Consider the following 21221-nt stretch of genomic DNA (forward strand, 5'->3'; position numbering starts at 1 on the left):
TTCTTGAGAATTTCTTTAGAACGTTCTAGGGAAATGGACGAAATGCTCGGTGCAACTATCACCGCAACCCGCACGGTCCCTTTCGCGGCAGTGGCATTTCTCACCTGGACGATCACCTTCCCGGTGCGATAAGGGCCCACACGTCATCACCGCCGAGTCCTACCGCCACACTTGACGCATGCAGCACACCCGCTCCTCGCGCCTCCCGGACGCGGAGGGCCTGCCCGTCCACCGCGCCGTCCCGGCGCTGCGCGCGGCCCTCGCCGGGCACGGCGCCGCCGTCCTGGCCGCGCCGCCGGGCACCGGCAAGACCACCCTCGTCCCCCTCGCGCTGGCCGGCCTCGCCCTCGGCGGCGCGGCCGCGGGCGGGAAGGTGCTCGTCGTGGAGCCGCGCCGACTCGCCGCCCGCGCCGCCGCGCGCCGGATGGCGTGGCTGCTGGGGGAGCGCGTCGGCGGCCGGGTCGGCGTGGTCGTGCGGGGCGAGTCGCGTCCGGGCGCGCTGGTCGACGTCGTGACGACCGGCGTCCTGCTGCGCCGCCTCCAGGACGACCCCGAGCTCGCGGGCACCGGCACGGTGATCCTGGACGAGTGCCACGAGCGCCACCTGGACGCCGACACCGCGCTCGCGTTCCTGCTGGACGTGCGCGCCGCGCTGCGTCCCGACCTGGCGCTGGTCGCCGCGTCCGCGACCGCCGACACCGCGCCCTGGTCCCGGCTGCTGGGCGGCGCGCCGGTCGTGGAGACCGAGGCCGCGCTGCATCCGGTCGCGACCGTCTGGGCGCCGCCGGAGCGTCCCGTCCCGCCGCCGCACGGGACGCGCGTCGACCCCGCCCTCCTCGCGCACGTCGCGGCCACCGTCCGCCGCGCCGTCGCCGAGCACGACGGCGACGTGCTGTGCTTCCTGCCGGGCGTGGGGGAGATCGCGCGGGTCGCCGGGCTGCTGTCCGGCGTGCCCGCCGAGGTCCTCCAGATCCACGGGCAGGCGCCGGCCGCCGTCCAGGACGCGGTGCTCGCCCCCTCCGCCGCCGCGCGCCGGGTCGTGCTCGCCACCTCCGTCGCCGAGTCGAGCCTGACCGTGCCGGGGGTGCGGGTCGTCGTCGACTCCGGGCTGGCGCGCGAGCCCCGCACCGACCACGCGCGCGGGCTCGGGTCGCTGACCACCGTCCGCGCGTCCCGCGCCACCGCCGACCAGCGCGCCGGACGGGCCGGACGCGAGGCCCCCGGCACCGTCTACCGCTGCTGGCCCGAGGCCGAGCACGACCGGCTGCCCGCCCGGCCGCGTCCGGAGATCGAGCTGGCCGACCTCACCGCGTTCGCGCTCCAGGCCGCCTGCTGGGGCGACCCGGACGCGACCGGCCTCGCCCTGCCCGACCCGCCGCCCGCCGCCGCGCTGGAGGCCGCCCGCGCCGTGCTGGCCGCGCTCGGCGCCGTCCGCGACGGCCGCGTCACCGACCGGGGGCGCGTGCTGGCCCGCGTCGGCGTCCACCCCCGGCTGGCCCGCGCGCTGGTCGACGGCGCCCGCGAGGTCGGCGCCCGGCCCGCCGCCGAGATCGTCGCGCTGCTGTCGGAGCCGCCGCCCCGCGCGGACGGCGACGACCTCGCCGCGACCTGGCGCGCGCTGCGCCGCGCGTCCCGTCCGTCCGGCCCGCACGCCGCGCGCTGGCGGGACGAGGCGCGCCGCCTCCACGCCGCCCTCCCCGACGACCGGAGGGCCCGGGCGGGGGAGTGGCGCGGGGACGACGCCGTCGCGGGCGTCGTGGTGGCGCTGGCGTTCCCCGAACGCGTCGCGCGCGCCCGGGGCCGCGACGGCCACCTGATGGCCTCGGGGACCGGCGCGGTGCTCGCCGCCGGATCGGCGCTCGCCGCGGCGCGGGCGGAGTGGCTGGCGGTCGCCGCCGCCGACCGGCCCGCCGGGAGCGCGTCGGCGCGGGTCCGGCAGGCGGTGGTGATCGACGAGGACGTGGCCCGGTTCGCCGCCGCGCCGCTGCTGGCCACGGCCGACGAGGTCGGCTGGCGGGACGGGGACGTCGCCGCCCGCCGCGTCGAGCGGCTCGGCGCGATCGAGCTGGACGCCCGCCCGCTGCGCGACCCCGACCCCGAACGGGTGCGGGCCGCCCTCCTGGACGGGCTGCGCGAGGCCGGGCTGGGGCTGCTGACCTGGACGCCCGCCGCCGTCGCGCTCCGCGAGCGGCTGGCGTTCCTGCGCGGCGCGCTGGGCGAGCCGTGGCCCGACGTCGGCGACGCGGCTCTGCTGGAGCACCTGCGTGACCGGCTCGAGGTCGGGCGCGGCGGCGCCCGGCGGCGCGCCGACCTGGCGCGGCTCGACGTCGCGGCTCTGCTGCGCGGTCTGCTCCCCTGGGATCTCGCCGCCCGCCTGGACGAGCTGGCCCCCGAGCGGGTGGAGGTGCCGTCCGGGTCTCGGATCCGGGTGGACTACACGGGGGAGCGGCCCGTCCTGGCGGTGAAGCTGCAAGAGCTGTTCGGGTGGGACGCGGCGCCGCGCCTCGCGGGCGGCCGGGTGCCGCTCGTGGTGCACCTGCTGTCCCCGGCGGGCCGGCCCGCCGCCGTCACCGCCGACCTGGCCTCGTTCTGGCGCGAGGGGTACCGGGCGGTGCGGGCGGAGCTGCGCGGCCGCTACCCCCGCCACCCCTGGCCCGAGGACCCGGCGAGCGCCGTACCCACCCGCCGCGCCAAACGCCGCCACTGAACCACCAGGTCAGCGGGCGGTGATTCAGCGAGAGGCGATGAGGACCTCGATGCCGTCCAGGATGCGGGCGAGGCCGAACTCGAACGCGCGGCGCGGGGCGAGGACGGCGCCGTACTCCTGGCCCGCGGCGGTGCCGACGCGGTCGCCGAGCGGGTAGTCGGACGGGTCGACCAGCTTCTCCAGCAGCGGCGCGGTCGCCTTCCACCACTCCAGGTCGCTGATCCCGCTGCGCCGCTCGGCCTCGACGGCGTTGACCGACACCCGCGCGGCGCTCTCGGCGAACCCGGTGACCAGCGCGACGACCGAGTCCATCTCCAGGTCGGTGAGGCCCACGCCCTCGACGGCCGTCAGCTCGTACTCGTACTTGGCGATCATGTTGGGGCCGAGCGGTGGGCGCGCGACGGCGATCTGGAGCAGCCACGGGTGCCGGTGGTACAGGTCCCAGTTGTCGCGGGCGATGTGCTCCAGCCGGTCGCGCCAGCCCCCGCCCTCGGGCGGCGTCAGCTCCCCGACGGCCCGGTCGAGCATCACATCGACCAGCTCGGCCTTGCCGGGCACGTAGGTGTAGATCGACATCGTGGCCACGCCCAGGTCGTCGGCGATCCGGCGCATCGACAGCGCCTCCAGTCCGTCGGCGTCGGCCGCCGCGATCGCCGCGCGCACGATCCCCTCCACGGTGAGACGGGGCTTCGGGCCGCGCCGCGGCTTGCCCTGGACCCCCCACAGCAGCTCCAGGCTGCGCTTGGGGTCGCCGCCCCCGCTGTACTCGGTCGTCACGCTCGCATCCTCCCAGGATGAAACTCTGTACGTCGTACGTTATAGTGTTCGGAATGGTAAATCCGTATAGCGTACGGAGTTATGGGAGACTGATGACTGCACCACAGTTCGCGGTCGTCGCCGAGGGGCTGCGCAAGCGCTACGGCGGCACCGAGGCCCTCGCCGGGCTCGACCTGGCGGTCCCCGCCGGGACCGTGCACGGCCTGCTCGGCCCGAACGGCGCGGGCAAGACCACCGCCGTCCGGGTGCTGACCACGCTCACCCGGCCGGACGGCGGCACCGCCACCGTCGCCGGGCACGACGTCGTGCGCGGCGCCGCGCGCGTCCGCACCCGCGTCGGGCTCGTCGGCCAGCACGCCGCCGTCGACGAGGTGCTCAGCGGGCGCCAGAACCTCGTCATGTTCGGCCGCCTCTACCACCTCGGCCCGCGCACCGCCCGGCGCCGGGCCGACGAGCTGCTGGAGCGGTTCCGGCTGACCGAGGCCGCCGGACGGCCCGCCGGGCAGTACTCCGGCGGGATGCGGCGGCGGCTCGACCTCGCCGCGTCGATGATCCTGGCCCCGCCCGTCCTGTTCCTGGACGAGCCCACCACCGGCCTGGACCCGCGCTCGCGGATCGAGGTGTGGGACGAGGTCCGCGCCCTGGTGGAGGGCGGGACCACCGTCCTGCTCACCACCCAGTACCTGGAGGAGGCCGACCGGCTCGCCGACGGGATCTCGGTGATCGACCACGGCCGCGTCATCGCCGAGGGCGCCCCCGACCAGCTCAAGGCCCGGCTCGGCGGCGACCGCGTCGAGGTCGTGCTGGACGACCCGGCCGCGCTGGAGGGCGCCGCCGCGATCATCGCCCGCGCGGTCGGCGCCGAGGCCGAGGTCGACACCGCCGCGCTGCGGGTCGGGGCGCCCGCCGCGGGCCGCGCCGCCGCGCTGACCGAGGCCGTCCGCGCCCTGGACGCGGCGGGCGTGCGCGTCGCCGACGTCGCGCTGCGCCGTCCCACGCTGGACGAGGTGTTCCTGCACCTCACCGGCGACACCGCCACGGAAAGAAAGCAGGAAGGGAAGCACGAAGGAAAGGAGGTCCCCGCATGATGACGCTTCCGGAGAGCCCGCTCGGACGGCTGCGCTGGGCCGTCGCCGACACCCGCACGCTGACCGTCCGGGCGCTGTCGCACTGGGCGCGCCGCCCCGGCGAGGTCGCCGTCGCGCTGCTGTTCCCGGTGCTGGTCGTGCTCATGATGGGCTACTTGTTCGGCGGCCAGATGGACATGCCGGGCGGGGGCGGCGGCTACCGCGAGTTCATCATGCCCGGCATGTTCGCGATGACGATGCTGTTCGGCATCGAGACCACGTTCGCCGCCGTCGCCGGGGACGCCGCCAAGGGCGTGACCGACCGGTTCCGCGCGATGCCGACCTCCCCGCCCGCCATCATCGCCGGACGCGGCGCCGCCGACCTGCTGCACTCGACCGCCGCGCTCGCCGTCATGGGGGTGTGCGGGCTGCTGGTCGGGTGGCGCCCGCACGAGGGCGCCGCGAAGACGCTGGCCGGGTTCGGGCTGCTGCTCCTGCTGCGGTTCGCGCTGCTCTGGATGGGCGTCTACCTCGGCCTGGTCGCCAAGGGTCCCGAGTCGGTCGCCGCCGTCCAGACCCTGGTGTGGCCGATCGGGTTCCTGTCCAGCGCGCTCGTCGTGCCCGACACGATGCCCGGCTGGCTCGGCGCCATCGCCGACTGGAACCCGATGTCGGCGACCGTCACCGCCTGCCGCGAGCTGTTCGGCGACTCGGCGCAGACGGGCGGCTCGTGGGCGGCGCAGCACAGCCTGTTGCTGGCGCTGCTCTGGCCGCTGGTGATCACGGCGGTGTTCTTCCCGCTCGCCGCCCGCCGCTACCGGGTCATGGGCCGCTAGAGGAGTCGGGGCCGTTCCGGGGGTGTCGGGGGTCGTCCCCCTACAAGAGGCCGGCCCGGTGGCGGGCCAGGGCCAGCGCCGGGTAGCACGTCTCGGGCAGGGGCTCCGCGCCGTCGAGGGCGGCGCGGAGCCTGGCCCCGGCCGCCGCCGCGTCACAGGGCTGGACGACGCACAACTCGGCCTGCATCGCCGTGCGCGCCGCCGCCATCAGCGCCGCCACGTCCCCGACGACCACGGCCTCGGAGAGCGCGTCGCCGTAGGACAGCCGGACCGCGATCGCGTGCAGCCCCGCGGTGCCCGCGCCCTCGTAGCGGAACTCGCACACCAGGCGGTCCCCGTCCAGCGGGCCCTCCTGGATCAGCCACGCCTGCCCGGGGACGACCCGTCCGAGCGCGTCCTCCCACGGCGCGGCCGGGCCGGGAGCCGCGTCCGCCGCCCTCGCCGCCGCCGCGCGCCCCTCCGGGGGACCGATCGCGGCGAGCACCCGCAGGAACGCCCGCGCCCCCGGCGTCCCCGCCGCGCGCAGGCACACGATCAGATCGGCGAGCGCGGCGCGGGCGGCCCGCGCGTCCGGCGCCGACTCCTCCAGGCTCCCGAGCCGCTGCGACGCCCACACCTCCGCGTGCAGCGCCGACGGCAGCGCCGGCAAGGCGCCCGCCTCCCGGACGTAGGCGTCGTACACCTCGCGGAGGCCGGGCAGCATCAGCCGGGGGCCGGGCGAGGACCGGGTCGCGCTCATCCGTCCAGGCTAGAGGGTGGGACGCGGCGCGCCGCCGGACCCGGTGCGGCCGGACCAGACGACGCGCCGCGAGCAGAACCCCCCCGGGCACGGGGCACGGCGCGGCGGTTCACGCTGGGACGGTCAGGAGAACGCGGCCGCCGCCCGCCACGCGGTCGCCGGTCGTGCGGACCTCGAAGCGCGCGATGTCGCTCCGGCGCAGCGCGGTACCGCCCTGCACGGTCAGCATCGGCGCCGCCGACCCGGGCAGGCCGTACCCCGCCGCCGGGACCGACCAGCCCGCCACCGGGTGGCCTCGTCCGGCCCGGTCCACGGCGACCAGCTCGCACTCCAGCGGCCCCCGGACGCGGGTCAGCCGCAACCCGACCCGGCTGCCCCACAGCGCCTGCCGCGCCGTCACCGTCCCCGACGCGCCGGTCGCGGCGTCGGCGGCGGTCAGGCGCGGCCCGTCCGGGAACGGGGCCTCGGCCTCGGGACGCGCGGACGTCCCGTGGTCGGCGCCCGCCGTGAACCCCGCCCCGGCCGCGCCGGCCAGCAGCACCGCCCCGGCGGCCAGCCCGGTCACCGCCCGCGCCGCGCGGCGCCGCCGCCCCCGCCGGGCACGCCGCCGCAGCAGGTCGGCGACCACCACCGGCTCGGGCGGCGCCGGCGCGGGCCCGGCGTCCGGCGTGATGCCCTCCAGCGTCGCGGCGAGTCCGCGCAGCGCGCCGAACTCCTCGGCGCAGCCGGGACAGGACCGCAGGTGCCCCTCGAACGCCCGCCGGTCCGGGTCCTCCAGCAGGCCGAGCGCGTAGGCGCCGACGTCGACGTGCGGCGGTTCCGCGATCATGGCGTCACGCCTCTCTCCTCCAGGGCGACGCGCAGCGCCCGGAGCGCGTAGTAGACCCGCGACTTCACCGTGCCCACGGGGATGCCGAGCCGCCGCGCGGCCTCGTTGACGGAACGGTCCCGGAAGAAGGTCTCCTCCAGGACCTCCCGGTGCGCGGGCGACAGCGCGAGCAGGGCCTCGGAGACGACGACCGAGCGCAGCAGGTCCTCCAGCCCGTCGGGGACGCGCATGTTCTCCAGCGGGCCCTCGCCCGCCTCCTGCGGCCGGGCGTTGCGGCGCCGCTGGTCGTCGATGACGATCCGGCGCGCGACCGTCGCGAGCCAGGGCAGCAGCGACGCCGCCCGCTCGTCGAGCTGGTGCGCGCTGCGCCAGGCGCGGATCATCGTCTCCTGCACCACGTCCTCGGCCCAGTGCCGGTCGCCGCCGGTGAGCCGCAGCACGAACGACAGCAGCGGCCGGCCGTACACGCGGTAGAGCTCGGTCACGAGGACCTGGTCGTCCACGTCCGCCGGCGGGCGCCCGCGGAACCAGCTCCACCGGGCGAGCGGCTGGTCGGGGGACGCGGGCGCCCGGGTCGCGGTCGGTGATCGGTGGGCCATCGAGGGTCTCCGGCGGGGGTGCGGGGACGGGGACCGTGAGTCTGATGTCACGTCGGGGGGCAGTACGGCGGGCCCCCGGTGGACGGTTCAATGGGCGTCCGGGGAGCCTCGGGCGAGCCCTGGACCGGGACAATCCAGCCCGAGGCTTATTTGTTCGCCACTAGTTCCTTACCTGTGGCACCGTGAGCGCGGCGGACGCGTCCAATAGACGACCTCACCACCTCGCACAGGGAACGGAGGCGGCACCCTCCCGGGCACCGACCGACGGCGGTCCTCCACACCGGCAACACTCACTCCGCGCTTGGAGCGAATGCGGGGCCAACCGGCCCTACTTGCTCGGAGGACTACCGAGGGGCGGGATCGGGAGTGACAGGAAACGGGGAACACGAGCACAGGCACCACCCGGACAGGCCGTACAACCAGCTCTTCTATCGGCTGCTCCTGGCGGTGGACATCCAGGGCTACAGCAAGCGGGACGTGCGCGAGCAGCTGCTCGCGCAGCGGCAGCTGTCGGACGCGCTCGACCGGGCCGCGCGCGGCGTCGGCCTCGACCGCGACCGCTGGGAGAAGCAGGTCGGCGGCGACGGGGAGCTCGCCACCCTGCCCGAGGGGGTCGACCCGGCGCCGGTGGCCGGCGACTTCGTCCTCGAACTCGCGGCGGCGCTGCGTGAGGTCAACGACACCGCGGGGCAGGGCGCCCGGCACCGGCTGCGGGTGCGGCTCGCGCTGCACCACGGCACGCTGGCGGCCGGTCCGTTCGGGCCCGCCGGGGACGCGCCGATCGTCGTCCAGCGGCTGCTGGACGCCGGGCCGCTGCGCCGCCTGCTGATCGACGACAAGGGGCGCGACCTGGCCTACGTCGTGTCGGACTCGCTGTTCGAGGACGTCGTGCAGACCGGGTTCTGCGCCCTGCCCCCGGAGGCGTTCCAGCCGATCAAGGTCACCGCGAAGGGCGCCGCCTTCCGCGGGCACATCCTGACCGGCCGCGCCGCCGGAGAGCGCGAGACGGGCGGGGAGGGACGCGGCGGGCCGGAGGACCGGCCCGCCGCGCAGGCCCGCGTGTACGACTTCCCGGCCCTCGCCGTCCGCTAGCCGACGCTTGCGGCCCGGTGGCCGCGCCTTGCGGGGGCCCGGGCCCCGCGGTCCGGTCGCCCGGGGCTGGCTCCGGCTACGGTTGTGGCGTCCCGCGCCGGGAAGTGATCGGCCGTTTCCGGGGTTGACGCGTGTGACGGGCGAACGGTGATGGAGGCGGACGATGGCGGACGACGCGGCGCTGGCGAGGCTGCTGGCCGAGCACGACCTCGGGGTGCTGGCCACCCTCAAGCGGGACGGGCGGCCGCAGCTGTCCAACGTCAACTACCACTACGACGCCGGGCGCCGGCTCGTGCGGGTGTCGGTCACCGCCGACCGCGCCAAGGCCCGCAACCTGGCCCGCGACCCGCGTGCCAGCCTGCACGTCAGCTCCGCCGACGGCTGGTCCTACACCGTCGCCGAGGGCACCGCCGAACTGTCGGCCGTCGCCGCCGACCCCGGCGACGCGGCCGTGGAGGAGCTGATCTCGGTGTACCGCGACATCCGCGGCGAGCACCCCGACTGGGACGACTACCGCCGCGCGATGGTCGCCGACGGCCGCCTCGTCATCCGCCTGCACGTCGAACGCCTCTACGGCCGCCCGGCCGGCTGAGGCCCGGTCGGCTGAGGCCCGGGGGCTCAGGGCAGCAGGGCCGCCAGGACGCGGTTGTCGCCGCGCTGCCACAGCGTGCCGACCTCGGTGAACCCGGCGCCGCGCAGCGCGGACTCGTGGGTCGACAGGAACACCGACTCCGAGCCGTGGTGGTCGACCGTCTCCTCGCGCGCCGCCCGCAGTTCGGCGAGCGCGGGCTCGGCGGCGACCGCGTCCCACCACTGGCCCCACTCCTCGGGACGCCGGTCCGCCCACCGGCGCGCGGTCTCCCGCTCGCGCAGCGCCGCCTCCAGCGCGCCGAGGCCCGGCGCGCGGTCCCCGACCGTCAGGTTGTCGCCGTTGAGGAATAGCCCGCCGGGACGCAGCACCCGCGCCAGCTCGCCGTAGGTGACGCGCAGCTCCGCGCCGGTGATCCAGTGCAGCGCGGTCGTGCTGATCGCGGCGTCGGCCTGCCGGTCCAGGCGCAGCCGCGCGGCCCAGCCCGGCTCGCGCAGGTCGAGTTCGGTGAAGACCAGCCCGGTCCGCCCGGCGTGGACGGCCCGGCCGAGCCCCATCAGCAGCGGGTCGGTGTCGATCGCGACGACGGTGGCGCCGGGGATGCGGTCCAGGACGCGGCCCGCGAGCGAGCCGGGGCCGCAGCCGAGGTCCAGGACGAGCGGGTCGGGCCGCCCGAGCCCGGCCTCCAACGCGTCGATCATGACGGTGAAGCGTTCCTCGCGGTCGGGGATGTACCCCTCCTGCTGGGCGTCCCAGCGGGTGATCCACGTGTCGGCGACCTCGCGGGTGAGCATGGGCGGTCCCCTCATGTGACTGTCGTATAACCTTTGGACGGTGACACGCTAACCGGGAAGGGCGTAACTGGTCAAGTGAACTTCAACAGTCATACCGACACGGTGGTGCGGGCGGCCGTGGAGCTGGTCAACGTGTTCACCGGGGGGGAGCGGCGCGGCCGGCCCTACACGCCGCCCGGCCCCGACGAGCTGGCCGACGCCGCGCGCACGATCCTGTCGCTCAGCGACGGCGCCCCCGACCCCCGCCCGGAGCTGGACGAGCTCGCCGCCGTCGCCCGCGACCTGCGCGCCGTCTTCGAGGCGATCACCGCGGGCGACGTCGACGCGGCGGCCAGGCGGGTCAACGCGCTGCTGGACGCCACGCAGGCCAGGCCGCGGCTGGAACGGCACGACGGCGAGCCCTGGCACGTCCACTTCCACGGCAGCGGACGCGGCGTCGCCGACAGGTGGGGCGCGCCCTGCGCCACCGGCCTCGCGGTCGTCATCGGCAGCGAGCTCGGCGACCGCCTCGGCGTCTGCACCGCGCCGCACTGCGACCGCGTCTACGTCGACACCTCGCGCAACGGCACCCGCCGGTTCTGCGGCACCGCCTGCCAGAACCGGGTCAAGGCCGCCGCGTTCCGCGCCCGCGCGCAGACGCCCTGACGCCGCCGCGAGCGCGCACCGGGACAAGAGCCCGGACAAAAGGAGGTGCAGGCCGAGAGCACCCCGCAGTTCCCTCGGCCTGCACGAACATGGACGGCCCCGATCAGTGCCCGTCGGGGCCGTAGACCTCCCACAACTCGCCGGCGAAGAACCGGCCGAAGGCGACCAGCCTCCCGGCGCCGCCCGGCCCGAACGCGCGGAACGTCGCCAGCTGCCGCGCGAAGTCGGTCAGCTGGATGTGCAGCACGCCCGCGCCCAGCACGTGCGCGCCGTCCTCGCCGTCCGCGCCGACATGGCCGTCGAGGATCCGCACGTACAGCGTGGAGGTGTCGGGCCAGATCCGCGTCGGCGGGCCGTGCAGCACGTTCTTGGTGCCCGTCAGGGTGCGGGGCCGGTCCTCGCCGTCGGTGAAGTACAAGCGGTACCTCATCAGCCGTCGATCCTCCGCGCCGCCGGGCGCGAACAGGTTGAACCAGCCCCGCTGGACCGGACGCCGGCCCCCGTGGCCAGCGGCGTCGATCCATCCCTCGGCCAGCGCCGTGTGCTCGGGCTCGGCCAGGAAGCGGTCGGTGTCCTCGGCCGTGATCGTCAGCCGGAACGCCATGGCCTCGCGGCCGTCCGCGAGCTCACCCGCGCGCGGGTCGGACACCCCGTAGGTGACGTAGCCCTTCATCTCCTCGGTGAACGACAGCGACGTACGGTCCGGTACCGCCGGAGACCCCTCCGGCACCACCGGAGACCCTTCCGGTGTCTCCGGAGCTCCCTCCGGAGCCGGTGACCGGTCCGATGCCACGGCGAGCGATCCCCCGATGCCCTCGTGGCTCCCCGAGACCGATCCGATTCCGGCGGTGCGCGCGGCGGCCGCCCCGCACATGACCGGACCGTACGTCGAGTCGTTCCCCTGACCGCCGTCCCCCGGGCGGTCTCCGGAGCGGCTCCCCAGGCCGCCCCGGCCTCTCCCCTCCGCCGAGCCGTTCCCCCGGGACGGCTCGGCCCCCACGCCGGACGGAACGCTTCCCGAGGGCGCGCTCCCGTGCGCCGCGTCCGAAGACGGCGCGGGGCCGGACGGGACGGTGGAGAGCGTGCCCGTACCCCGTCGTCCGGGCACGCCCTCCAGCAGCCGCGTGGCCATACGGTCGGCCTGCGCGGCGATCGTGAGCGAGGGGTTCGGGCCCACCGGTCCCGGCATCGCCGCCCCGTCGGCGACGTACAGGCCCGGGTATCCGAACACCTCGCCGAAGGCGTCGCAGACGCCCTCGCTCTTGTGGACGCCCATGGGGGCGCCGCCCAGCGGATGGACCGTGATGATCCGCTTGCGGAACCACATCGGGTTGTCGGCGTACTCGGCGCCGAGCACGTCCGCGATGCGCTGCATCGTCTCGCGGACCCGCGCGAAGTGCGCCTCGCTGGTCCGCGTCGTCCAGTCGGCGGCGAGCCGGCCGTCGTCCAGCCGCAGCCGCCCGTCGGCGGTGTCGCGGCCCATGCCGAGCAGCGGCAGTGAGCTGACCGTCAGCGCGCCCTTCCCGATCAGGTCCGACAGCTCCGCGGACACGTTCGTGTCGGGGCGGTCCTTGAAGAACTCGGTGAACCGGTCCCACAGGAACTTCGCGACGCGCTCGATGTTGTTCTGGACGTCCAGCCCCTGGATCAGCCAGTCGGCGAACCCTGGGTAGCCGCCGTCCTGGATGTAGGCGCCGCGGCCCGCGCCCGACACCCCGTCCAGCTCGTCGGCCAGCCGGATCGCGCTGGTGATCACCGGGCCGCGCGCCGCGTCCAGCGCCCGGACGCGGTTGCGGTCCTTGGCCTTCAGCAGGAACGTCAGCAGGTCGCCGTTGCCGCTGAACCGGGTGCCGAGCGCGCGGCTCAGCCCCGGGAACGCCTTGTGCGACTTCAGCAGCAGGTACGTCGTCCCGTACGTCCCGGCGCCGAGGACCAGCCGGTCGCACGAGATCGTCGCCATCCGCGAGCGGCCCCCGCGCGCGGTCAGGTCGACGTGGTGGACGTAGTCGACCTCGTACCCGCCGCCGTGCCGCGGCCGGATCGCCTTCACCTCGTGGGAGGTGCGCAGGTCGGCGCCGTGGTGGGCGGCCGCGGACAGGTAGGTGTGGTCGAGGCTGTTCTTGGACCCCTCGTTGCAGCCGATGTTGCACTCACCGCACAGCCGGCACGTCCGCCGCCCCACCCCGTGGACGTTGCCGTACCCGGGGTCGACGATCGGCAGGCTCAGCCCCGGCGCTCCGCCCCGTTCGGCCGCGAAGCTCACCGCGAGCGGCGGCAGCGTGCACTGGAGCCCCAGCTCGGCCGCCGCGTCCTGCATGGCGTGCGCCTTCGGGGTGTCGTCGAAGGGCTGGTGGCCGAGCGGGTAGGGGGTCGCGCCCATCATCCGCTCGACCTCGTCGTAGTGCGGGTCGAGGTCGGCGCGGGAGACGGGCCACGACTCATACCCGCCGCCCGGTATCGCCTGCTCGGTGACGAACCAGTGCTCGTCCTTGCGCAGCAGCACGTTGGCGTAGATCAGCGACCCCCCGCCGAGCCCCGCCGACACCACCGAGTCGCAGCCCTTGAACGACCACACGTCGTACATGCCGTACAGGCCGGCGGCGGGGTCCCAGAACGCCCGTCCCATCTCGTGCGGCGAGCGCGGGAAGCTGCCCGGCGGGTACGGCTGGCCGCGCTCCAGCAGCACGACGGACCGTCCGGCCTCGGCCAGCCGGTACGCGGCGACCGAGCCCCCGAATCCGGACCCGACGACCACGGCGTCAACGTGTTCCATACCAGTCACCAGTCAGTGTGCTTTCCGCTCGTGAGCGTCACGGTGCTCATGCGCTGTGCCGCTTGAGGAAGTCGACGATGCGCGGAAAGACGTCGATGTGGGCGTTCTTGCCGATCAGGGGGTCCAGGTGCCCGTAGCCGGGCAGCACCGCCAGCTCGTGGCGTCCGGGCGCGGCCTTCTCCAGGATCTTGTGGAGGTGGACGTTGGAGTCGGTGAAGACCCGGTTGCGGTCGGGCGCGAGCAGCAGCATCGGCGTGCGCACGTCCTTGGCCTTCGTCAGGTAGCTCAGCGGCAGGCGTGCGTACCGCGTGTCGGTCGGCGCGTACTTCACCGACTGGCCGGCCTCGACCATCTTGCGGACGTGCCGGTAGTAGTTCAGCCCGGACGCCGAGCAGATGTCGGCGACCCGCGCGTGCGTCTCGGGCAGCAGGTTGGAGTGCTCGTACATCGCGGGCCTGCCCGCGCCCCACTGGAAGCTCTGCATGTGGCACGCGCTCGTCCGGCACTCGTCGTGGAACAGCGACACCGCCTGCGACAGCATCCAGGGCCGCGTGAACGCCGGCGCCTGCCCGAACCTCGGGTCGATGAACGGCAGCCCGACCACGTACTCCAGCAGCCAGGTCCCGAGCGACAGCTTCAACTTGGAGAACGCCGGGACGCGCGGGGTGAGCGACACGCTGTTGCAGGTCAGGCTGGCGATGTCCTCGATCAGCCCGGCGAACAGGCTCATCGAGAACGACACCGCGCCCAGGCAGTGCGCGATGACGTGGACGCGGCGGTCGCCGACGTGCCGGCGCAGCTCGCGCATCGTCGCGGGGAAGTCGTAGAGCGCGATGTCGTCGAGGTTGTAGCGGTGCGTCTCCCCGTCGTAGGGGAACCGGCCGCTCATCCGGAAGTCGACCGCCCAGACGTCGCCGAAGCCGTTGTCGAGCAGGTGGCTCGCCAGGTTCCGGTGCTCGGGCATGATGAAGACATCGCTGGCGGACGTGAGCCCGTGGACGAGGAGGACGACGTCGTCGCTCTCACTCCGCAGGAAGCGGGTCAGGTTCAGGCCGAGGCCGTCCTCCGTCCCGAACGGGTGCACCGATACCTCGGCGTCGCGCACTCCTTCGAGTGTGAAACGCGAGATCGTGCGTGTCATGTTCCTCACCTCCGTCGTCCCCGCAATGATGATGCGGTGACCGGCCCATACTCGGCATCGTGGTAAACCCTTACTTCTTCCCCGACCTGGTCAGCGGGGACGGGACACGGCGGCACCGGGCATACGTAACATCTGTGACGGTCCCTGCGGCGCAGATGTTCTGGAACCTGCCAGACTGTCCGAGATTGGACACGTTGGCACGCTCCAACTCGCCCGCTCGAAGCGGAACCTTCAGGAAAAGGCCCGGTCAGCCGCTCTGCGCACCAGGGTCGGCCTCGGTCCGGGTCAGGGCGCTCACCACGCCGACCCGCGAAGTCACCCCGAACTTTGTGAAGATGTGCGACAGGTGCGTCTCGACGGTGCGGATGCTGACGAACAGCCGCTCGGCTATCTGGGAGTTCGAGCATCCCTCGACCACGAGCGTGGCGACCTCGTACTCCCGCTTGGACAGCCCGCCGGGCAGCCCGGAGCGGCGGCCGTTCTTGGAGGGCACCCGCACGCCGATGCGGCGCTGCTCCCGCACGGCCTGGGCGTGCAGCGTGCGCGCCCCGCAGGAGGAGAAGACCCCGGCGGCCAGCCGCAGCTGCTCGCGGGCGGCGGGCCGGTCGCCCGCCTCGGCGTGCGCGGTGCCCGCCCGCAGCCGGGCCCGGCCGGCCTCGATCTGGTGCCCGGCCTCCTCGAACATCTCCGCCGCCCGCAGCGCCTCCCGCGCCGCCCGCTCCGGGTCGGTGAGCTGGAGCGCGTGCGCGCGCGCCAGGTGCGCCAGCGCGTTGTGCGCCTCCAGGCCGGGGATGACGAACCCCTCGGTGCGCTCCACCCAGCTCCGCGCGGCGTCGGCGCGGTTCCGGCCCGCCTCCAGGGCCGCCATCACCTCGCACAGCGACAGGTGGGTCCGCTGGTCCAGCGGGCCCGCGAGCGCGACCGTGACGGCGTCGGCCGCCTCGTCCAGGCGGCCGAGGCCGAACAGCGCCATCGCGCGCGCGTAGCGGGCCATCGACCCCCACCACTCGCCGACGCCCTCGCCGCTCTCGATCGCCTCCTCGGCGTGGGCCAGCGCGGACTCCTCGTCCCCCGACCAGCCCGCGACGAGGCTCTGCTGGGTGAGCGCGAACACCAGCTGCTGCCCCGAGTGGTGCAGCCGCGCCTCCTCGACTGCCTCCTCGGCGGTGACCGCCGCCTCCTCCAGCCGGCCGAGCATCCCGTACGCGCGGGCCAGGCCGGCGGTCAGGTTCGTCACGACGTAGAGCTGGCCCGTCCGGCGGGCGACGGCGCTGGCGCGCTGGAACTTGCCGACCGCGGAGAGGAACTGGCCCGTGAACGTCTCGGCCCAGCACAGCCAGGCGATCGCGTCCATCCACTCGGCGAGGTGCTCGTCGGGGGCGCCGTCGACCAGGACGTTCGCGGCGTCCAGGTAGCGCAGCGCGTCCTCGACGCGGCCCGCCGCGAGCGCGGGCATCGGACGCAGCGCCGCGACGGCCAGCTTCAGGCCGGGCTCCCAGTCCTCGGAGTCGTCGGGCATCAGGTCGAGCACGGCCTGCGCGCCGCGGAAGTCGATGCGCATCATCCGCTCGGCGACCAGCCGCATCCGCAGCGGCACGGCGGCGGGGGAGCGGGGGTCGGGCATGCGGCGCAGCTCGTCCAGCAGCAGGGCCCGCGCCTCGTGCGGGCGGCCGAGCTGGCGCTCCATCAGCGCGGCGAGCCGGGCGGCGCGCGCCCGGCGCTCGTAGTCGTCCTCGGGGAGCATCTTGAGCACGTTGCGCGCGGTCTCGCGGCCCGCGGCGAGGTGTCCGCCGACGGTCTGGACCTGCGCCAGCTCCATCATCAGCTCCAGCCGGGACGGCAGGCCCGAGCCGTCCTCGCCGGGCTCCGCTCCGCCGGGCCGCGCCTCCGGCTGCGTCTCGGGCATGAGCCGCAGCGCCGCCTGGAGCCAGTGCGCGGACGTCGCCGGGGCCTGCGCGGCGAACGCGCGCGCGGCCTCCACCAGCGTCGCGATCGCGTGCCGGTCGCCCGCCCGGCCGGACCGCTCGATGTGCCGGGCGCGGACGGCGGCGGGCGCGCCGATCCCGGTGAGGTAGGCGGCGATCCGGCCGTGCGCGGCGAGCCGCCACCCGGCCGCGGCCGACCGGTAGGCGGCGTGCCGGACGAGCGGGTGCCGGAACCGGAACCGCTCGGCGTGCGGGCGGACGATGTCGCGGGCGACCAGCTCGTCCAGCGCCGCGAGCGCGACCTCCTCGCTGACCTCGGCAGCGGCGGCGGCCAGCAGCGGCGGGAACTCGTCGGCCGCGACCGCCGCGCTCTGCGCGATCAGCAGCGCGTCCGGCGACAGGCCGCTCAGCTCCAGCTGGAGCGCCGCGCGGACGGCGGGCGGCAGGTCGCCGTCGGGCTGCCCCACGGTCAGCGGCTCGCGGGTGCGGACGAGCGCCTCCAGGTAGAAGGGGTTGCCGCCGCTGGCCCGGTACAGCTCGCGGGAGCGCGTCCCGCTGAAGCGGGGGCCGAGCAGCTCGACGACCTCGGCCTCGGTGAGCGGCTCGACCGACAGCTGCCGGCCGCCGACCGCCCGCACCGACGCCTGCACGAGCGCGGCCAGCCGCGCCGACGCCTGCGCCGGACGGTAGGCCAGCGCGATCAGCACCCGGGCGCGCGGCGGGTGCCGGACGAGGTGGTCCAGCAGCTCGATCGTGGCGTCGTCGGCCCAGTGCACGTCGTCCAGGATCAGGACGAGGCCGGAGGGGGCGGCCAGCTCCTCCAGCAGGTGCCGCACCGCCCGGTAGAGCTGGTAGCGCGCCACCGGTGTGGCCTCGGCGCCGGGCGGACCCGCGGCGACGCCGTCGCTGAGCGCGGTGAACAGCGCGGGGAAGACGGGCGCGAGCAGCCGGATCGTCGCCTGGCTGAGATCGGGGAAGTGCTCCTCCAGGTGGTCGTCGAGCGCGTCGACGACCGCGCCGAACGGCATCTCCTGCTCGAACTCGGCCGCGCGGCCGGACAGGATGCTCAGCTTGCGCGCGTCCGCCGCCGAGACCAGCTCGGTCAGCAGCCGGGTCTTGCCCGCGCCGGGCTCCCCGACCAGGGCCAGGAACCGGAAGGCGGCCGCCGCCGTGTCGTCCAGGGCCTCCTCGAAGTCGTGGAGGACGGCCCGCCTGCCGACCAGGGGAGCGCCGTTCGCGGTCGCTTCGTTGCGCTGGCCCGTACGACCCTCCATGTCCACACCCCAACAGCGACAGGCGGTCGATACGCCGTTACCTGAGAATCCGCGGAAATTACCTTATCGAGTCATACGTCAATAAGACGGGACAACACGCCCATGATCACGGCACGGCCCCGGCGGGCCGGGTCCCTCGCGGGACCGAGTTGTCCATAGCTATCAACCGCCGAGGAGGGCCCCGTGTCAACCTCGGGGAGGTAAACCGTTCCGGACTCGTCACCATGCGTGCCCCACCCTCCAGGCCCCCGCCCCGCCCCCCGGGCGGGACCGGGAGCTCCGCCGGGAGGCCGCCGCCGACACCCCCGTCGCGGCCGCACGCGCCGAGCATAAACCGCGAACCCCGCCCGGTGCCGGGAGTTATTGTTTTGGACGGTGTCTAAGCAGGTCAGCGCAGTATTAGGACCTCCAGGACGCGGGGCCCGTGGACGCCCTCCACCCGGGTCAGCTCGATATCGCTGGTGGCGGACGGGCCCGACACGAACGTCAGCGGGCGGCGCGGGTCGAGCCGCCGCAGCGCGTCCGGCACGTCCGGCGCGATCTGGTCGGCGCGGACGACGATCAGATGGAAGTCGGGGACCAGCGAGAGCGCGCGCGGCCCCTGCTCCGGGCCGTGGTCCAGGACGATCGTGCCGGTCTCGGCGATCGCGACCGCGCATGCGGTGACCGCGCCGGCCAGTCCGTCCAGGTCGGCGACGGACGGGTCGCGCGCGACGGGTGCGCCGGCCGTCCATTCCGCCGGCAGGCCGCCGGGCACGCCGTACACGCCGGGACGCGCCGCGAGCCGCTCGGTGACGACCGCCGCCACGTCCGTCGCGGAAGCCTCCAGCACGGTCGCGCGGTAGTCGGCGACGCGCTCGGCGAACAGCGCGACGGTGGCGTCGGCGTCGCCGGTGTGGTGTTGGCCCAGGTAGCGGCGGTCGATCCGGGCGAGGCCGGCCTCGACCTCGGCGGCCGGGCGCACCGGCGCCGCCCGGTCGATCCGCCGCAGGATCTCCTCGCGCGCGTTCACTCGTCCTCGCCCCCGTTCGTCCTGGCCCACCAGGCGCGGAACGACTCGGGCGGCGGCACGGGCGTGTCGCGGGTGTCGGACCAGGCGCGCAGTGGACCGGGCAGCCGCCGGATCCGGCCGCGGCGCCCGGCCAGGCGGCGGGACGCGGACGCGGCGCGCTGCGCGAGCGCCAGCCGGGTCGGGGAGCGCAGCGTCCACCCGGCCGCCGCCATCGCCGCGCGCTCCAGCCGGTGCCGCGGGCCCCGCTCGACCGCGCGGGCCCGCAGGTGCACCAGCACCTCGGGGATGTCGATCGCGACCGGGCACACCTCGTAGCACGCGCCGCACAGCGACGAGGCGTAGGGGAGCGAGGCGTCGATGTCCGACCCGACGCCCCTGAGCTGCGGCGACAGGATCGCGCCGATCGGGCCCGGGTAGGGCGAGCCGTAGGCGTGGCCGCCCGCCCGCCGGTACACCGGGCACACGTTCAGGCAGGCCGAGCAGCGGATGCAGCGCAGCGCCTGCCGCCCCACCTCGTCGGCGAGCGTCGCCGAGCGCCCGTTGTCGAGCAGGACCAGATGGACGTCGCGCGGCCCGTCGCCGGGATGGACGCCCGTCCACGCCGAGGTGTAGGGGTTCATCCGCTCGGCCGTGGACGAGCGCGGCAGCAGCTGGAGGAACACCTCCAGGTCCCGCCAGGCCGGGACGATCTTCTCCACGCCCATCACGGAGATCAGCGTGTCCGGCAGCGTCAGGCACATCCGGCCGTTGCCCTCCGACTCCAGCACGACCAGCGTCCCGGTGTCGGCGACCGCGAAGTTCACCCCCGACACCGCGACCCTCGCCGACAGGAACTTGTCGCGCAGGTGCCGCCGCGCCGCCTCGGCCAGCTCGGCGGGCGCGTCGGTCAGCCCCTCGGGCGCGCCGTCCATCGCGCGCAGGAAGATGTCGCGGATGTCGGACCTGTTCCGGTGGATCGCCGGGACGAGGATGTGCGACGGCCGGTCGTCGCCGAGCTGGACGATCAGCTCCGCGAGGTCGGTCTCGTGCGCGGTGATCCCCTCCGCCGCGAGCGCCTCGTTCAGCCCGATCTCCTGCGTCGCCATCGACTTGACCTTGACGACCTCGGTCTCGCCGGTGGCCCTCACCAGGTCGGCGACGACGCGGTTCGCCTCCGCCGCGTCCCGCGCCCAGTGGACCGTCCCGCCCGCCGCGGTGAACCGCTCCTCCAGCAGCCGCAGGTAGTGGCCGAGGTTCGCCAGCACGTGGTCCTTGATCTGGCGGCCCGCCTCGCGGAGCGCCGCCCAGTCCTCCAGCTCCGCGACGGCGGCGGCGCGCCGTTCCCGGATCGTGGTGGTGGCGTGGGCGAGGTTGCGGCGCAGCCGCGCGTCGGCGACGGCGGGCCCGGCCGCGTCGGGGAAGGAGGGCATCCCCAGGTAGGTCGGCATCGCCTCGGGAGACGGGGCGTTCACAGCGGGTCCTCCTCGGTCGAGGCGAGGATCTCGGCCAGATGGACGGAGCGGACGCCCGAACGGGTCCGGCCGAGTGCGCCGCCGATGTGCATCAGGCAGGAGTTGTCGGCCGCGCACAGCGTCTCGGCGCCGCTCGCGTGGACGGCGGCCACCTTGTCCGCGCACATGGCCGCCGAGACGTCGGCGTTCTTCAGCGCGAACGTCCCGCCGAAGCCGCAGCACTCCGCCGCGTCCGGCAGTTCGACCAGGTCGATGCCGCGCACCGCGCGCAGCAGCCGCAGCGGCCGGTCGCCGACCCGCAGCATCCGCAGCGAGTGGCAGGTCGGGTGGTAGGTGACGCGGTGCGGGTAGGACGCGCCGACGTCGGTGACGCCCAGCACGTCCACGAGGAACTCCGACAGCTCATGGACGCGGGACGCGACGCCCGCGGTCCGCGGCGCCAGCCGGGGATGCCAGTCGCGGATCATCGCGGCGCAGGACGCGGACGGCGTCACCACCGCCTCGCAGCCCTCGAACGCCTCGGCGAACCCCTTCACCAGGCGCAGCGCCCGCCGCCGGTAGCCGGTGTTGAGGTGCATCTGCCCGCAGCACGTCTGGGCGGAGGGGAACTCGACATCGTGGCCGAGGCGCCGCAGCAGCCGCACGACCGCCTTGCCGGTGTCCGGATAGAGGGTGTCGTTCACGCACGTGAGGAAAAGCGCGATCTTCACCCCACCGTCGTACCCGGTCCCCGCCCCGCCAGTCGAGACACCGCGCCAGTCGGAGCACGCTGACAAGGAGAAAAGGAGAAGGGGACGGCCGGTGCCCGGACCGTGCGCTCGCGCGCACCGTCCCCACCCGGGCGACCGGCCGTCCCTGTGGGCCCGCTCGACCAAGGGAACCCGAACAGACAACGACGGACCCCCGCCAGAAGTTCTCATTCGCGGAGGATCAATTTCGGCGAGTTTTCGGTGTAACGCGCGGGCGTCGGG

Annotated in this window: 17 protein-coding genes; 6 read left to right on the forward strand and 11 right to left on the reverse strand. The window is 75.1% G+C overall.

Annotated features, from left to right (window positions below; translation table 11 throughout):
- Nucleotides 1-178 precede the first annotated feature (178 nt).
- Nucleotides 179-2707, forward strand: coding sequence for an ATP-dependent helicase HrpB (hrpB, locus tag K2F47_RS23020; RefSeq protein WP_242906988.1), 2529 nt, complete (start codon nt 179-181; stop codon nt 2705-2707).
- A 24-nt stretch (nt 2708-2731) separates the two neighbouring features.
- On the opposite strand, the gene K2F47_RS23025 is transcribed toward hrpB, so the two are convergent.
- Nucleotides 2732-3484: a TetR/AcrR family transcriptional regulator C-terminal domain-containing protein gene (locus K2F47_RS23025; protein WP_242906989.1), complete on the reverse strand. Its 753-nt coding sequence runs from the start codon at nt 3482-3484 to the stop codon at nt 2732-2734.
- Between the two features lie 92 nt (nt 3485-3576).
- Between K2F47_RS23025 and K2F47_RS23030 the strand changes: the two genes are divergently transcribed.
- Nucleotides 3577-4572 (forward strand): ATP-binding cassette domain-containing protein, encoded by a 996-nt coding sequence (locus tag K2F47_RS23030; protein WP_242906990.1) that lies wholly within the window; start codon nt 3577-3579, stop codon nt 4570-4572.
- Nucleotides 4569-5387 (forward strand): ABC transporter permease, encoded by an 819-nt coding sequence (locus K2F47_RS23035; RefSeq protein ID WP_242906991.1) that lies wholly within the window; start codon nt 4569-4571, stop codon nt 5385-5387. Before K2F47_RS23030 ends, K2F47_RS23035 begins: the two co-directional genes overlap by 4 nt.
- Before the next feature lie 40 nt (nt 5388-5427).
- Here K2F47_RS23035 and K2F47_RS23040 read toward each other — a convergent pair whose 3' ends face one another.
- The 3 genes from K2F47_RS23040 to K2F47_RS23050 all read right to left on the reverse strand — a co-directional run bounded on the left by K2F47_RS23040 (nt 5428) and on the right by K2F47_RS23050 (nt 7554).
- A complete protein-coding gene (locus tag K2F47_RS23040) occupies nt 5428-6126 on the reverse strand; it encodes a hypothetical protein (RefSeq protein WP_242906992.1) in 699 nt (232 codons plus the stop codon).
- Between the two features lie 109 nt (nt 6127-6235).
- Nucleotides 6236-6955 (reverse strand): zf-HC2 domain-containing protein, encoded by a 720-nt coding sequence (locus tag K2F47_RS23045; protein WP_242906993.1) that lies wholly within the window; start codon nt 6953-6955, stop codon nt 6236-6238.
- Nucleotides 6952-7554: a sigma-70 family RNA polymerase sigma factor gene (locus K2F47_RS23050; protein ID WP_242906994.1), complete on the reverse strand. Its 603-nt coding sequence runs from the start codon at nt 7552-7554 to the stop codon at nt 6952-6954. The genes K2F47_RS23045 and K2F47_RS23050 overlap by 4 nt, the downstream gene beginning before the upstream one ends.
- A gap of 366 nt (nt 7555-7920) precedes the next feature.
- Here K2F47_RS23050 and K2F47_RS23055 point away from each other — a divergent pair, with 366 nt between their 5' ends.
- Both K2F47_RS23055 and K2F47_RS23060 read left to right on the forward strand, forming a co-directional pair.
- Nucleotides 7921-8646, forward strand: a complete 726-nt coding sequence (locus tag K2F47_RS23055) for a nucleotidyl cyclase domain-containing protein (RefSeq protein ID WP_242906995.1) — start codon at nt 7921-7923, stop codon at nt 8644-8646.
- Between the two features lie 163 nt (nt 8647-8809).
- Nucleotides 8810-9238 carry a PPOX class F420-dependent oxidoreductase gene (locus tag K2F47_RS23060; RefSeq protein ID WP_242906996.1) on the forward strand — a complete coding sequence of 143 codons (429 nt, stop codon included), beginning with the start codon at nt 8810-8812 and terminating at the stop codon, nt 9236-9238.
- 26 nt (nt 9239-9264) lie between these two features.
- On the opposite strand, the gene K2F47_RS23065 is transcribed toward K2F47_RS23060, so the two are convergent.
- Nucleotides 9265-10044, reverse strand: coding sequence for a class I SAM-dependent methyltransferase (locus K2F47_RS23065; RefSeq protein WP_242906997.1), 780 nt, complete (start codon nt 10042-10044; stop codon nt 9265-9267).
- Nucleotides 10045-10104: 60 nt separating this feature from the next.
- Here K2F47_RS23065 and K2F47_RS23070 point away from each other — a divergent pair, with 60 nt between their 5' ends.
- Nucleotides 10105-10674, forward strand: coding sequence for a CGNR zinc finger domain-containing protein (locus K2F47_RS23070; protein WP_242906998.1), 570 nt, complete (start codon nt 10105-10107; stop codon nt 10672-10674).
- A 103-nt stretch (nt 10675-10777) separates the two neighbouring features.
- Here K2F47_RS23070 and K2F47_RS23075 read toward each other — a convergent pair whose 3' ends face one another.
- The 6 genes from K2F47_RS23075 to K2F47_RS23100 form a co-directional block, all read right to left on the reverse strand.
- Nucleotides 10778-13447: a GMC oxidoreductase gene (locus K2F47_RS23075; protein WP_242906999.1), complete on the reverse strand. Its 2670-nt coding sequence runs from the start codon at nt 13445-13447 to the stop codon at nt 10778-10780.
- 46 nt (nt 13448-13493) lie between these two features.
- Nucleotides 13494-14588: an alpha/beta hydrolase gene (locus K2F47_RS23080; RefSeq protein WP_242907000.1), complete on the reverse strand. Its 1095-nt coding sequence runs from the start codon at nt 14586-14588 to the stop codon at nt 13494-13496.
- A 247-nt stretch (nt 14589-14835) separates the two neighbouring features.
- Nucleotides 14836-17787, reverse strand: coding sequence for a helix-turn-helix transcriptional regulator (locus K2F47_RS23085; protein WP_242907001.1), 2952 nt, complete (start codon nt 17785-17787; stop codon nt 14836-14838).
- A gap of 388 nt (nt 17788-18175) precedes the next feature.
- Entirely contained in the window at nt 18176-18799 is a 624-nt protein-coding gene (locus tag K2F47_RS23090) for a LutC/YkgG family protein (protein ID WP_242907002.1), read from the reverse strand.
- Nucleotides 18796-20208, reverse strand: a complete 1413-nt coding sequence (locus tag K2F47_RS23095) for a LutB/LldF family L-lactate oxidation iron-sulfur protein (protein WP_242907543.1) — start codon at nt 20206-20208, stop codon at nt 18796-18798. The genes K2F47_RS23090 and K2F47_RS23095 overlap by 4 nt, the downstream gene beginning before the upstream one ends.
- A 38-nt stretch (nt 20209-20246) precedes the next feature.
- Nucleotides 20247-20960, reverse strand: a complete 714-nt coding sequence (locus K2F47_RS23100) for a (Fe-S)-binding protein (RefSeq protein WP_242907003.1) — start codon at nt 20958-20960, stop codon at nt 20247-20249.
- Nucleotides 20961-21221 lie beyond the last annotated feature (261 nt).

Origin of the sequence: Actinomadura terrae, assembly GCF_022751215.1 — a bacterium.
Classification (GTDB): Bacteria; Actinomycetota; Actinomycetes; order Streptosporangiales; family Streptosporangiaceae; genus Spirillospora; species Spirillospora terrae.